Genomic DNA, 13050 nt, shown 5'->3' on the forward strand with positions numbered 1-13050 from the left:
CCGATGACCGACCGCCTGGCGACGACCGACCACTGGACGACACCCGATCACTGGACGACGCCCCGCTCCCGGCCCGCGACCCGTGGCTTCCGGCCGGGCGACGGCCCGGGACTGGTGGCGGCGTGGTGCCGCAGCGCCCCGGCCGACCCGGTCACCGCGGACCGCTTCCGCCGACTGGTGCTGCTCGACGCCAACTTCGACCCGGAGGGCCTGCGGGTCGCGGTGGCGGGCGGCCGGATCGTCGGCGCCGCCTACGCGGTGCGCCGGCTGACCCCGATGACCGGCACCGACCTGGAGCCGGAGCAGGGCTGGATCCCGTTCTTCTTCACCGACCCTGCCGCCCGCGGCCGGGGCCTGGGCCGCCGGCTGCTGACCGAGGCCCTCGACTGGCTCGCCGGCCACGGCCGCGACCGGGTGGACTTCGCGTCGTACACCCCGCACTACGTGCTGCCCGGCCTGGACGCCGAGACGTACCCGGAGGCGGCCGGGCTGCTCGGCTCGCTCGGCTTCCGGACGCTGTACGAGGCGGCGGCGATGGACCGGAGCCTGGTCGGGTACCGCCTCCCGGCGGACGTGGCCCGGCTGCGGGACGAACTCACCGCCCGGGGCCACCTGTTCGGCACCCCGGCCGACGACGACCTGGTGGACCTGCTCGCGCTCGCCGGGACCTTCACCGCGGACTGGGCGCGCGCCCTGAGGGAGTGTCTGGCCTCGGGCACCCCGCTGGACCGGATCGTCGTGGCCCGCGACCCCGCCGGGCGCCTGGCGGGCTGGGCGGCGCACGGCGCGTACGAGGGGGCGGACGAGCGGTTCGGGCCGTTCGGGGTGCGCGCGGGGTCGCGCGGCACCGGCCTCGGCAAGGTCCTGCTCCATCTGACCCTGGAGCGGATGCGGGCGGAGGGCGCGCACACGGCGTGGTTCCTGTGGACGGGCGAGCACTCCCCGGCGGGCCACCTGTACCGGGCGGCCGGTTTCAGCACGACCCGGGTGTTCCGGGTACTGCGCCGGGAGACCGGACGATGACCTCGTACGGCCGCCGCCGGGCCGGGCTGAGCCGCCGTACCGTCGCGCTCGCCCTCCCCTCCGCGCTGCTGGGCTGTGCCGCGCCGCACCGGGGTACCGGGCGGCCCGGGGACTCGGTCGTCCTCACCCTGCTCTCCCACTACGCGAGCGGCGCGCTGCGGACGGCGCTCCAGGGGCCGGTGGACGAGTGGAACGCCACGCACGACCGGGTCAAGGTGCGCACGACGGCCGTGGAGTTCTCGGACCTGCTGACCACCTTCATGGTCCGGCAGGCGGCGGGCCGGGGCGCCGACATCCTCCAGCCGTACTGCCTGTGGACCGGCCAGCTCGTGCGGGCCGGCGTCCTGCGGCCGGCCCCCTCCGGGCACGCCGGGGAGATCAGGCGCGGCTACGGCACGGCGGCGGCCGGCTCCGCGTCGTTCGGCGGCCGGGTCTACGGCTATCCCACCGAGGCGCAGACCTACGCGCTCTACTACAACCGGCGGCTGCTGCGGGAGGCCGGTGTCGGCACCCCGCCGCGCACCTGGCGCGAGCTGGAGGAGACGGCCCGCCGCACCACCCGACGGGACCGGTACGGCAACTCCCTGGTGCAGGGCTTCGGACTGTCGACGTACGACGACTCCACCACGGTCGGCCTGACCCTCGCCCTGCTGAGCGCCGCCGGCGGGAGATTCGTCACGGCGGACGGCAGGAGCACCGCCCTCGACTCACCGGCCGGCCGGGCGGTGCTGGGCCTCCAGCGGCGGCTGGTGGACGCGGGGGCGAGCGACCCCGGCGTCAACGTCTACCAGGCGTTCCCGTCCGGGCAGGTGGCCATGGTGGTCGGCGCGGGCTGGTGGACCGACAGCCTGAAGTCGGTGATGGGCGCGGCCTACCGGGACGTGGGCGTGGCACCGCTGCCGGTCCCGGAGCCGGGCGACCGTCCGGCCACACTCGCCACCGGTTTCCTGCTCGGCGTCAACACGGCCTGCGAACACCCGGCCGAGGCCTGGGAGTTCCTGCGCTGGCTCAACGCGGAGAAGGTGCCGGTGCGGGACGCGAGGGTGACCCGGATGAGCGCGCTCCAGGTGTCGGTGGGCTCGCTGACCGGCCGCGCCGACGACATGCGGGCACTGCTCGGCAGGGGCGGCGATCCGAACCTGCGCCCGTTCCTCGACGCGCTGGCGTACGCGGTGCCGGAGCCGAACGGGCCGGGCGCGCAACAGGCCAAGTCGCTGCTGCGCAAGAACATCGAGGCGCTGTGGACCGGTCAGCAGTCGGTGGCGGAGTCGCTGCGCGCGGTCCGCCGCCAGGTCGACCAGGAGGTGGCGCGCTCGTGGTGAACACCCTGGCACCCAAGGCGCCCGCACCACGGCCGCTCGGTCGGCGGCCCGCCTCCCCCGCCGTCGAGGGGCGCGCCCGGCACCGCCGCCAGAGCGTGGTCGCCTACCTCTTCCTCACACCCGCACTGCTGTTCTTCGCCGTCTTCCTGATCCTGCCGCTCGGCTTCGCACTGCTGCTGTCGCTGTCCCGCTGGACCGGGTTCGACCTGGGCGACATCGACCCGGTGGGCCTGGACAACTTCGCGGCCCTGTTCGCGGACGGCGCCACGTTCCTGACGCCGGTCCTGACCAACACGCTGCTGTTCGCGCTGGGCACCGTGGCGCTCGCGCTCGCCGGTTCCGTACTCGTGGCGACCTGCGTCGACAGGCTCCGCTTCCAGGGGCTCTGGCGCACCCTCTACTTCCTGCCGATCGTCACCACGGTGGTGGCCGTCGGCAACGTGTGGAAGTACATGTACGAGCCGGGCGGCCTGGTCAACGGCGTGCTCAACGCCCTCGGGTTCGGCTCGGTGGCGTTCCTCGCGGACCCGGACACCGCGCTGCCCTCCGTCATCGTCGTCCATGCCTGGGCGTCGCTGGGCTCGGCGATCCTGATCCTGACCGCCGGACTGAAGTCCATCCCCGAGTCGTACTACGAGGCCGCCGCGCTGGACGGCGCCGGCCCCGCCACCGTCTTCCGGAAGATCACCCTGCCGCTGCTGCGCCCGTCGCTGCTGTTCGTGTGCGTCACCCAGTTCCTCACCGGTCTCCAGTCGTTCGCGCTGATCAGCGTGATGACCAAGGGCGGTCCGGGAGACGCGACCGCCGTGGCGGCCCTGGAGATGTACCGCCGGGCCTTCAGCTACGGCGACTGGGGCACCGCGAGCGCCGCCGCCTTCGTGCTGTTCGCGGTGGTCCTCGCGGTCACCCTGGCGCAGTTGTGGCTGTTCCGCCGGAAAGGGGAGGACGCGTGATGGGTCGCGGGCGTTTCCCGTTCTGGGCCTACCTGGTGGTGGCCACCGGGGCCGTGCTCACGGTGGTGCCCTTCCTGGACATGGTGATGACGTCCTTCAAGGGCCCCGGCGAGTCCGGCACGCTGCCGTACCACTTCCTGCCAAAGACATTCGACCTGTCCAACTACCAGGCCGCTGTCCGGCAGTTGAACCTACCCGTACTGTTCCGCAACAGTGTCGTGGCGACCGCCGTGATCACCGGCTCGGTGCTGCTGACGTCGTCGCTCGCGGGCTACGCCCTGGCCAAACTACGCTTCCCAGGACGGCAGTTCGTCTTCCGCCTGGTGCTGTCCACGATGATGTTCCCCCCGTTCCTCTTCTTCATCCCGCACTTCCTGATCCTGGTGCACTGGCCGCTGGCGGGCGGCAACGACCTCCTCGGACGGGGCGGAGCGGGCCTGACCGTGAGCATCGCGGCGCTGGCCGTGCCGTTCCTCGTCAACGGCTTCGGCATCTTCCTCACCCGCCAGTTCATGCTCGGCATCCCGGACGAGGTGCTGGAGGCCGCCCGCATCGACGGGGCCGGCGAGTTCACCGTCTGGTGGCGCATCGTCGTCCCCCAGACCCGCCCGCTGCTGGTCACCCTCGGCCTGCTGACCTTCGTGGACGCCTGGAACGAGTACATCTGGGCCCTGCTGGTCTCGACCGCCAACCCGGACGTGATGACACTCCCGGTCGGCATCCAACTCCTCCAGGACCACGTCGACCCCGCCCGCACCATGCCGATCGTCATGGCCGGCCTGGTCCTGAGCGTCCTGCCGGTGCTGGCCCTGTTCCTGCTGCTCCAGAAGCACTACATCCGGGGCGTGATGCTGAGCGGGCTGAAGTAGGACACCGGCGATCACCTCGCGGCCGGGGCGCAGGTCCTGCGCAGCCGCCGAGCCACCCTGCCCCCCGAGGAGATCGGGCTGCCGCAGTTCGCGGAGCGCCGCCGGGTGCCCCGTGGCGGCCGGCCTGAGCGTCACGCTCTAGACGCGGCTGGAGCAGGGCCGTACGAACCAGGTGTCCCACACGGACCTCCCCCGACCGGACCCGACCGGCTCCCGCCGCACCCAGCCCCAGGGCGTCCGCCAGCCCATCGACACCTTCACGAACACCCCGGCACTGGTCCTGGACCGCCGCAACGACATCCTCGCCTGGAACCCCAGGGGCCACCTCCTGCTGGCCATGCACCTGGCCCCGGGCGCCCCCGAACACCCGGCGCCCCGCCCGAACCTGACCCGGATGCTCTTCCTGGACGACCGCACCCGCGACCTCTACCCGCACTGGCAGGACGAGGCCCGGCTCGCGATGGCATCCCTCCGCCTGGCCACCGGCTACCACCCACACGACAAGCGGCTGGCCGAGCGGACCGGCGAACTCACTATGAACAACGAGAGCCTCCTGCACCCGGACGCCTCCGACCCTCGTGTGATCGCATACTCGGCCCGCTTCGGCGCCGGCTCCGAGGCGGTCCTGCGCCTGCTCGCGGCCACCCTCCGGGTACCGGACACGGGTATCGCGACGTCCGTCGACTGAGGCCGAGAAGCGTTGCCTGGCTCAGGTCGGCACACTGGACGGCGAACGCTGGAGATACGCGTACGGTGGGTCACAACCGGGAAAAGGATATGTTTTGATCACCGTCGACCACGCCACCGAAGTGATTACGGCCTTCCCGAGAAGCAGGAACCGGAACTGATGGACAAGGTCGCCTGCGCTGACCGGGGATCCCGCAAAGGACTGGGAGATCATCACTCCGTGCGGCTGAGAAGGCAGAGGGTGTCGACTCGAAGGCCGAAGCCGGATCACGGCCTTCTCTTCGACAAGTAAAGCAAAAGGGACAGACCCCGTGATCACTGTGCGGTTCACCGTACGGGCCGGCCAAGGCGGCGCCGGTGGGTTCGGTCTGGGTGACATGGCCGTCTCCGGGAACCTCGGCACAGCCGACTCGGCCGGGCACGTCCCGCACCAGGGCATGATGACCTACCTGTCCGTCGTCCAGCTGCTCGTACGACGGGACGACGACGGCCTGTCGGTCGCCGGCAAGGGCGGGGGCGTCGCTCGGACGGAAGACCCGGTCGCATCCGACTGGGAAGCCGCCCTCGCCGTGTTCCGTCCCCTTGTATCGGGCCCTAAGACGTGAGGGCCGGGTGCCGGGATGATGAGCCCGGGTACCGTCCGGAACACTTCGTCGCAGACGGAGCACTACGGGACGTCTGCGTCCTCGACACCACGATCGACGACTGGCGGCACATGTTCGCCGGGCTGGGCGCGGTCCCGTGGCGCCATGTCCTGACCTGGACCCTCTCCGATGTGGCGGAGGACGGCGCTCTGGACGCCGCTGCCGTGTGGTCCCGGCTCGAAGGTGATCCGGAGGAGTCGGCGAACCTGGCCATCGACGTCGACGGCGTGTGGTTCACCTGCTACTTCTTCGACATCGAAGAGATCGAATTCACCTTCGATCCCTCCGACGTGATCGACGCGACGTCCTTCGCACCCGTGCGCGCCTTCGTGACCTGGCTGGGCAGGGCGACGGGCAGAGAGGTCATCGTGACGATGGAGGGCACCGATCACGCCGCCATGCCTGCCCTGATCCGGTGGCGGCCGTGAGGCTTGCCGTGGTGTCCCGCAAGGCCCTGTGACCAGGATCGGTACTTCGCACTGCTACAACCCCGCGATCCTGTTCCACCGCCTCGCGAACTCCACCCGCTCCGCAGACGTGATGTCCCGCGCGATGGCGAGGCGTTCGCGCATCGTGGAGTCGGGGAAGATCAGGGGGTTGTCGGCGAGGGCGGCGGTGTCCTTGTCCTTGGAGGCGGACAGGACCTCGCGGGCCGCGGGGACGGGGCAGACGTAGTTGACCCAGGTGGCCAGTTCGGCGGCGACGTGCGGGTCGTAGTAGTAGTCGATCAGCCGCTCGGCGTTGGTCTTGTGGGCGGCGCGGTCGGGGATCATCAGGGAGTCCGACCACAGCTCGGCGCCCTCCTCGGGGACGACGAAGCGGATGTCGGGGTTGTCGGCCTGGAGCTGGATGACGTCGCCGGAGTAGGCCTGGCAGGCCAGGACGTCGCCGCTGACCAGGTCCTTGGTGTAGTCGTTGCCGGTGAAGCGGCGGATCTGGCCGCGGCGGACCTGCCGTTCGACCTCGTCGCAGACGTCGTGGAAGTCGTCGGCGGTCCACTTGGTGATGTCCACGCCGTTGCCCTGCATCAAGAGCGCGAAGGACTCGTCCAGGCCGGACAGGAGGGTGACGCGGCCCTTGAGGTCAGGAGCCCAGAGGTCCTTCACGTGCCGGATCTCGCGGCCCAGCTTCCGGCGGTCGTAGGCGATGCCGGTGATGCCCGACTGCCAGGGCACGGTGTGCAGCCGGCCCTTGTCGAAGGCGGGCGAGCGCAGCAGCGGGTCCAGGTACTTCGCCACGTTCGGCTGGTGGGCGCGGTCCATCCTCTGCACCCAGCCCAGCCGGACGAACCGGGCGCACATCCAGTCACTGATGACGATGAGGTCCCGGCCGGTCGACTGGTGGTTCATCAGCGCGGGGCTGATCTTGCCGAAGAACTCGTCGTTGTCGTTGATCTCCTCGACGTACTCGACGGAGATGCCGGTGCGCTTCTGGAAGGCCTCCAGGGTGGGCCGCCGGCTGGGGTCGTCGTCGGCGGTGTCGATGTACAGCGGCCAGTTCGCCCAGGTCAGCTTCCGGTCGGCCGCGGACCTGTCGGCCACGGCCCGGTCGCCGGGACGGACGTAGGCGGCGGGCACCCCGCAGCCGGCCAGGGCGCCGAGCGCGGCGGTGCCGCCCAGCGCGCGGAGCAGGGAGCGGCGGGACAGGGCACGGGAGTGGGCACGGGAGGAGGTCTGGGGCACCCCCGCAGGATGCCGCGCGGGCCCTCGGCCGCACAATCGACGCTGCGTCGAGCCCACCGGGAGGGACCCGACACCTTGTCGATCAGGGGGCACCGCCAGGGAAGCGCGACGGCCCCCGGGCGGGGAGGTGTCCCGCCCGGGGGCCGTACCCGTGAAGGGTCGCCGGTCCGCTCAGTCCAGCGACGTCATCACGTGCTTGATCCGCGTGTAGTCCTCGAACCCGTACGCCGACAGGTCCTTGCCGTAGCCGGACTTCTTGAAGCCGCCGTGGGGCATCTCGGCGACCAGCGGGATGTGGGTGTTGATCCACACGCAGCCGAAGTCGAGCTTCTTGGACATGCGCATGGCGCGGCCGTGGTCCTTGGTCCACACCGAGGAGGCGAGGGCGTACTCGACGCCGTTGGCCCACTCGACGGCCTGGTCCTCGTCGCCGAAGGACTGGACGGTGATGACCGGGCCGAAGACCTCGTTCTGGATGATCTCGTCGTCCTGCTTGAGGCCGGAGACGACGGTCGGGGCGTAGAAGTAGCCCTTGTCGCCGACCCGCTGACCGCCGGCCTCCACCTTGGCGTGCGCCGGGAGGCGGTCGATGAAGCCGGCGACCTGCTTCAGCTGGTTGGGATTGTTGAGGGGGCCGTAGAGCACGTCCTCGTCGTCCGGCTGCCCGGTCTTCGTCTCGGCGGCGGCCTTGGCGAGCGCGGCCACGAACTCGTCGTGGATGCCCTCCTGGACGAGGACGCGGGTGGCGGCCGTACAGTCCTGGCCGGCGTTGAAGAAGCCCGCCACCGAGATGCCCTCGACGGCCTTGTCGATGTCGGTGTCGTCGAAGACGACGACCGGCGCCTTGCCGCCCAGCTCCAGGTGGACGCGCTTGACGTCCTTGGAGGCGGACTCGGCGACCGAGATGCCCGCGCGCACGGAGCCGGTGATGGAGGCCATCGCCGGGGTCGGGTGCTCGACCATCGCGCGGCCGGTGTCGCGGTCGCCGCAGACGACGTTGAAGACGCCCTTGGGCAGGATCGAGCCGAGGATCTCGGCGATCAGCACCGTGGAGGCGGGGGTGGTGTCGGACGGCTTGAGCACGACCGTGTTGCCGGCGGCGATCGCCGGGGCGAACTTCCACACGGCCATCATCATCGGGTAGTTCCAGGGGGCGACCTGGGCGCAGACGCCGACCGGCTCCCGGCGGATGATCGAGGTGAGCCCGTCCATGTACTCGCCGGCCGAGCGGCCCTCCAGCAGCCGCGCCGCGCCCGCGAAGAAGCGGATCTGGTCGACCATCGGCGGGATCTCCTCGGAGCGGGTGAGCCCGACGGGCTTGCCCGTGTTCTCCACCTCGGCCGCGATCAGGTCCTCGGCGCGCTCCTCGAACGCGTCGGCGATCTTCAGGAGGGCCTTCTGCCGCTCGGCCGGGGTGGTGTCGCGCCAGGCCGGGAAGGCGCGCGCGGCGGCCTCCATGGCGGCGTCGACGTCCGCCTGTCCGGACAGTGGCGCGGTCGCGTACGCCTCACCCGTCGCGGGGTTGACCACCTCGGTGGTCCGTCCGTCGGCGGCGTCCCGGAACTCACCGTCGATGTAGTTGCGCAGACGACGCAGCTCGGTGCTCACTGCCGGCCTCCTGATCTGGTTCGAGGGTTCGTGCTGTGCGGCCCGCCCAGCCGTTCGGCTGTCCGCGGGCTGAGACACCCCACCCTAGTCGGCGCGCCCACGTTTTCAACACCCCCGGCCCGGCCACTTCTGCGAAATCCGCAAGGTTTCGACTCCCAGACAACGAATTTCATCGATCGGGCCTTGCGAAACTGTCGAGACGTCGTGCACAGTGTCGTCGTGGCCAGTCGAAGCGCAGACCAGAGGGACTCGTCCCGCGAGCCCAGGAACGGCAACAGCCCCCAGCTGGACGCCGTCTCCCTCGCCATCATCCAGCAGCTCCAGGAGGACGGCCGCCGGCCGTACGCCGCGATCGGCAAGGCCGTCGGTCTGTCCGAGGCGGCCGTGCGCCAGCGCGTCCAGAAGCTGCTGGACCAGGGCGTGATGCAGATCGTCGCCGTCACGGACCCGCTCACCGTGGGCTTCCGCCGGCAGGCGATGGTCGGGATCAACGTCGAGGGCGACGTCGAGTCCATCGCGGACGCGCTGACTGACATGTCGGAAGTCGAGTACGTGGTGATGGCCGCGGGCTCGTTCGACATCCTCGCCGAGATCGTCTGCGAGGACGACGACCACCTGCTGGGCGTCATCAACAAACGCATCCGGGCGCTGCCCGGCGTGCGCTCCACCGAGAGCTTCGTCTATCTGAAGCTCAAGAAGCAGACCTACATGTGGGGAACCCGATAACCGTGAGTTCAAAGGACCTCAGCAAGACCGCGTACGACCACCTGTGGATGCACTTCACCCGCATGTCCTCGTACGAGCACTCCCCCGTCCCGACCATCGTCCGGGGCGAGGGCACCTACATCTACGACGACAAGGGCAAGCGCTACCTCGACGGTCTCGCGGGCCTGTTCGTGGTCCAGGCCGGTCACGGCCGCACCGAACTCGCCGAGACCGCCTTCAAGCAGGCCCAGGAGCTGGCCTTCTTCCCGGTGTGGTCCTACGCCCACCCCAAGGCCGTCGAGCTGGCCGAGCGCCTGGCCGACCACGCCCCCGGCGACCTCAACAAGGTCTTCTTCACCACCGGCGGCGGCGAGGCCGTCGAGACCGCCTGGAAGCTCGCCAAGCAGTACTTCAAGCTGCAGGGCAAGCCGACCAAGTACAAGGTCATCTCCCGCGCGGTCGCCTACCACGGCACCCCCCAGGGCGCCCTGTCCATCACCGGCCTGCCGAGCCTGAAGGCCCCCTTCGAGCCGCTGGTGCCGGGCGCGCACAAGGTGCCGAACACCAACATCTACCGCGCCCCGCTCTTCGGCGACGACCCGGAGGCCTTCGGCCGCTGGGCCGCCGACCAGATCGAGCAGCAGATCCTCTTCGAGGGCCCGGACACCGTCGCCGCCGTCTTCCTGGAGCCGGTGCAGAACGCCGGCGGCTGCTTCCCGCCGCCGCCCGGCTACTTCCAGCGGGTGCGCGAGATCTGCGACCAGTACGACGTGCTGCTCGTGTCGGACGAGGTCATCTGCGCCTTCGGCCGCCTCGGCACAATGTTCGCCTGCGACAAGTTCGGCTACGTCCCGGACATGATCACCTGCGCCAAGGGCATGACCTCGGGCTACTCCCCGATCGGCGCCTGCATCGTCTCCGACCGCCTGGCCGAGCCGTTCTACAAGGGCGACAACACCTTCCTGCACGGCTACACCTTCGGCGGCCACCCGGTCTCCGCGGCCGTCGGCCTCGCCAACCTCGACCTGTTCGAGCGCGAGAACCTCAACCAGCACGTGCTGGACAACGAGGGCGCCTTCCTCCAGACGCTGCAGAAGCTGCACGACCTGCCGATCGTCGGCGACGTCCGCGGCAACGGCTTCTTCTACGGCATCGAGCTGGTGAAGGACAAGCACACCAAGGAGTCCTTCAACGACGAGGAGACCGAGCGCGTCCTGTACGGCTTCCTCTCCAAGGCGCTTTTCGACAACGGCCTGTACTGCCGTGCCGACGACCGCGGCGACCCGGTCATCCAGCTCGCCCCGCCGCTGATCTCCAACCAGGAGACGTTCGACGAGATCGAGCAGATCCTGCGCGCCACGCTCACGGAGGCGTGGACCAAGCTGTGATCAGCTGACGGTGTGACCGACACCGGCCCCGGTGCCGTCCGTTCGAGTGAGAACGGCGGCCCGGGGCCGTGTGCTGTCCGGGCTCCCGGCGGCGGCTGCCTAGCGTGCCAGTGACCGATCGGCCCTGCCTTCGTTCGCCCATACGGGGGACGAGGCACGGGAAAACGGATCAGAACCGAGGTGTACGCCCATGGAGGCCCCGCCGGACAACGACGTGCTCTGGGCACGCTCCCTGCACTTCACCCACCCCGACGGCTCCCCCGGGCTCGCCGGGGTCTCCCTCGGGGTGCGCCAGGGCGAGATCCTCGCCGTCGCCGGCCCGCGCGGCAGCGGCAAAACGACTCTGCTGCGCTGTCTGTCCGGGCAGGTGCCGCTGCGCGAGGGCGAGGTGTGGTTCAACAGCGCGCCCGTGCACACCCTGGGTCCGATGGCCCGCGAGCGGCTGCGCCGGGACCGCTTCGGCTGGATCGACCCCGAGCCGGTCCTGATCCCCGAGCTGAACGTCTGGGAGAACGCCGCGCTGCCCCTGATGCTGCGCGGCACCGGCCGCCGCCGGGCCAAGGCCGCCGCGCGGGAGTGGCTGGACCGCCTGGACGTCGGCGACCTGGCCCGGCGCCGCCCGCGCGCGCTGCGGCACGCCGAACGCCAGCGGGTCGCCGTCGCGCGCGCCCTGGCCCCCGCGCCCACGGTCCTGTTCGCCGACGAGCCGACGGCCCCGCTGCACCGGTCCGACCGCTCCCAGGTGCTGCGCATGCTCACCGCGGCGGCCCGCTCGCACGGCATCACCGTGGTCCTCGCCACCCACGACCCGGACACCGCCGCCCTCGCCGACCGCACGGTGCACCTGCTGGACGGCCGGCGCGTGCACACCCTCCAACTGCCGGAGGTCCCGGACACGGAAGGCCGGGCCGCGTGCTCGCTCTCCGCCTGACCCGCGCCGGCCGGCCCGCCGTCCAGCTGCGCCGCCTGCTGGTGGCGGCGGCCTCGGCGGGCACCGGGTTCCTGCTGCTGGCCTGCCTCGGCTACGCCCTGCACCACCCCGAGGCGGCCGACGCCGCCGCGCTGCGGCTGGCCTGGTGCGCGGTGCCGCTGGCCGCCAGCGTCTACCTCGCGCTCGCCGTCGCCCGCACCGACCCGGGCACCCGGCCGCCGACGGGGCTGTCCGCCCTCGGCCTCGGTCCCGGGCGCCTGATGGCGGTCTCGGCGCTGACCACGGCCCTGTCCTGCACGCTCGGCTCGGCGCTGGCGCTGCTGGTCTTCCTGCACCTGCGCGGCGACCTCAGCGGCATGCCCTTCGACGGCGCCGCCGCCGACTTCCTCGCCGCCGACCAGCCGCTCCCGGTCCCGGCGGCCCTCACCCTGCTCGCCCTGCTCCCGGTCATCGCCTCCACGGCGGTGGCCCTCGCCCTGCGCCCGAGGGACCCGCGGCCGGCTCCGCAGGGCACCGAGCCAGTGGGCGAGACCGCCGCGCCGGCACCGGACGAGGCGCCCGAGACCGAGCCCCAGCCTCCCGGCGCCGACCCGATCGACCGGCCGCCGAGCAGCCTCCCCTGGGGTGTCACCCTGCTGGCCGTCGGCCTGACCGCGCAGACGTACGCCGCCCGTTCCGGCCCGACCCCCACCCTGACCACGCTGCCCGGCGCGGCCATCACGGTGCTGGCCGGCTGGCTGCTCACCACCGCCGGACTCGTCATCGCCGCCCCCGGCCTCACCGACCTGTGCGGACGCCTGTTGCAGTCGGGCCGCCCCGGCGCGCTGCGGCTGCTGGCCGGCCGGATCCTGATGACGGAGGCGCACCGGATCGGCCGCCCGCTGGGCGTGCTGTGCGCGGTGGCCGCCGCCGGCTGCGCGACGACCGCCTCGTACGACGGCACCGCGCGCGGCTTCGGTCCGCTCACCGCCCTCGGCGCGCTCCTCGTCCTCGGCTGCGCGCTCGCCACCCTGCTCACCGCGGCCGTCGAGGTCCGCCAGGTCCGCGCCGACACCAGGGCCGCCCTGCTCCGCCTCGGCGCACCGGCCACGATGCTGCGCGGTGCCGCGGCCCTGCGCGCCGCCGCCCTGCTCGCCCTGTTCGGGCCGCTCACCCTCGCGGTCGCCGCGCTGACGGCCCTGCCGCCGGCCCGCTGAACGTACGGATCCCCGGGCGACCGATGAGTTCCGCGCGGGCCC

At 71.6% G+C, this 13050-nt stretch carries 13 protein-coding genes; 11 read left to right on the forward strand and 2 right to left on the reverse strand.

The genetic code is table 11. The annotated features are described in order from the left end of the window. The first annotated feature begins 3 nt into the window (after window positions 1-3). The 7 genes from NX794_RS23885 to NX794_RS23915 all read left to right on the forward strand — a co-directional run bounded on the left by NX794_RS23885 (window position 4) and on the right by NX794_RS23915 (window position 5926). Window positions 4-1023: a GNAT family N-acetyltransferase gene (locus NX794_RS23885; RefSeq protein ID WP_258780872.1), complete on the forward strand. Its 1020-nt coding sequence runs from the start codon at window positions 4-6 to the stop codon at window positions 1021-1023. Continuing rightward, window positions 1020-2345 (forward strand): extracellular solute-binding protein, encoded by a 1326-nt coding sequence (locus NX794_RS23890; protein ID WP_258780873.1) that lies wholly within the window; start codon window positions 1020-1022, stop codon window positions 2343-2345. Before NX794_RS23885 ends, NX794_RS23890 begins: the two co-directional genes overlap by 4 nt. Then, a complete protein-coding gene (locus NX794_RS23895; RefSeq protein ID WP_258780875.1) occupies window positions 2339-3298 on the forward strand; it encodes a carbohydrate ABC transporter permease in 960 nt (319 codons plus the stop codon). The genes NX794_RS23890 and NX794_RS23895 overlap by 7 nt, the downstream gene beginning before the upstream one ends. Continuing rightward, complete coding sequence (locus tag NX794_RS23900) at window positions 3298-4167, forward strand: carbohydrate ABC transporter permease (RefSeq protein WP_258780876.1); 870 nt, start codon at window positions 3298-3300, stop codon at window positions 4165-4167. Before NX794_RS23895 ends, NX794_RS23900 begins: the two co-directional genes overlap by 1 nt. Window positions 4168-4339: 172 nt before the next feature. Further along, a complete protein-coding gene (locus NX794_RS23905) occupies window positions 4340-4855 on the forward strand; it encodes an MmyB family transcriptional regulator (RefSeq protein ID WP_258780878.1) in 516 nt (171 codons plus the stop codon). A gap of 310 nt (window positions 4856-5165) precedes the next feature. Continuing rightward, entirely contained in the window at window positions 5166-5459 is a 294-nt protein-coding gene (locus NX794_RS23910) for a hypothetical protein (RefSeq protein ID WP_258780880.1), read from the forward strand. A 170-nt stretch (window positions 5460-5629) separates the two neighbouring features. Further along, window positions 5630-5926: a hypothetical protein gene (locus tag NX794_RS23915; RefSeq protein ID WP_258780882.1), complete on the forward strand. Its 297-nt coding sequence runs from the start codon at window positions 5630-5632 to the stop codon at window positions 5924-5926. 54 nt (window positions 5927-5980) lie between these two features. Here NX794_RS23915 and NX794_RS23920 read toward each other — a convergent pair whose 3' ends face one another. Then, window positions 5981-7180 carry an ABC transporter substrate-binding protein gene (locus NX794_RS23920; RefSeq protein ID WP_258780883.1) on the reverse strand — a complete coding sequence of 400 codons (1200 nt, stop codon included), beginning with the start codon at window positions 7178-7180 and terminating at the stop codon, window positions 5981-5983. A 171-nt stretch (window positions 7181-7351) separates the two neighbouring features. Further along, window positions 7352-8788, reverse strand: coding sequence for a gamma-aminobutyraldehyde dehydrogenase (locus tag NX794_RS23925; protein WP_258780884.1), 1437 nt, complete (start codon window positions 8786-8788; stop codon window positions 7352-7354). A gap of 204 nt (window positions 8789-8992) precedes the next feature. Between NX794_RS23925 and NX794_RS23930 the strand changes: the two genes are divergently transcribed. The 4 genes from NX794_RS23930 (at window position 8993) to NX794_RS23945 (ending at window position 13008) form a co-directional block, all read left to right on the forward strand. Beyond that, entirely contained in the window at window positions 8993-9514 is a 522-nt protein-coding gene (locus NX794_RS23930; RefSeq protein WP_258780885.1) for an Lrp/AsnC family transcriptional regulator, read from the forward strand. After that, the gene (locus tag NX794_RS23935) at window positions 9499-10881 is read left to right on the forward strand and encodes an aspartate aminotransferase family protein (RefSeq protein ID WP_258780886.1); all 1383 of its coding nucleotides are present in this window, start codon (window positions 9499-9501) and stop codon (window positions 10879-10881) included. Before NX794_RS23930 ends, NX794_RS23935 begins: the two co-directional genes overlap by 16 nt. Window positions 10882-11071: 190 nt before the next feature. Continuing rightward, entirely contained in the window at window positions 11072-11812 is a 741-nt protein-coding gene (locus NX794_RS23940) for an ABC transporter ATP-binding protein (RefSeq protein ID WP_258780887.1), read from the forward strand. Continuing rightward, window positions 11794-13008, forward strand: coding sequence for a hypothetical protein (locus NX794_RS23945; RefSeq protein ID WP_258780888.1), 1215 nt, complete (start codon window positions 11794-11796; stop codon window positions 13006-13008). Before NX794_RS23940 ends, NX794_RS23945 begins: the two co-directional genes overlap by 19 nt. The last annotated feature ends 42 nt before the right edge of the window (window positions 13009-13050 follow it).

Origin of the sequence: Streptomyces pyxinicus (assembly GCF_024753135.1) — a bacterium.
Taxonomy (GTDB): Bacteria; Actinomycetota; Actinomycetes; order Streptomycetales; family Streptomycetaceae; genus Streptomyces; species Streptomyces pyxinicus.

Excerpts from the sequence above, each read along its gene's own strand:
- NX794_RS23885 (WP_258780872.1), top strand. The coding sequence starts at position 4 with ATGACCGACCGCCTGGCGACGACCGACCACTGGACGACACCCGATCAC.
- NX794_RS23890 (WP_258780873.1), top strand. The coding sequence starts at position 1,020 with ATGACCTCGTACGGCCGCCGCCGGGCCGGGCTGAGCCGCCGTACCGTC.
- NX794_RS23940 (WP_258780887.1), top strand. The coding sequence starts at position 11,072 with ATGGAGGCCCCGCCGGACAACGACGTGCTCTGGGCACGCTCCCTGCAC.
- NX794_RS23900 (WP_258780876.1), top strand. The coding sequence starts at position 3,298 with ATGGGTCGCGGGCGTTTCCCGTTCTGGGCCTACCTGGTGGTGGCCACC.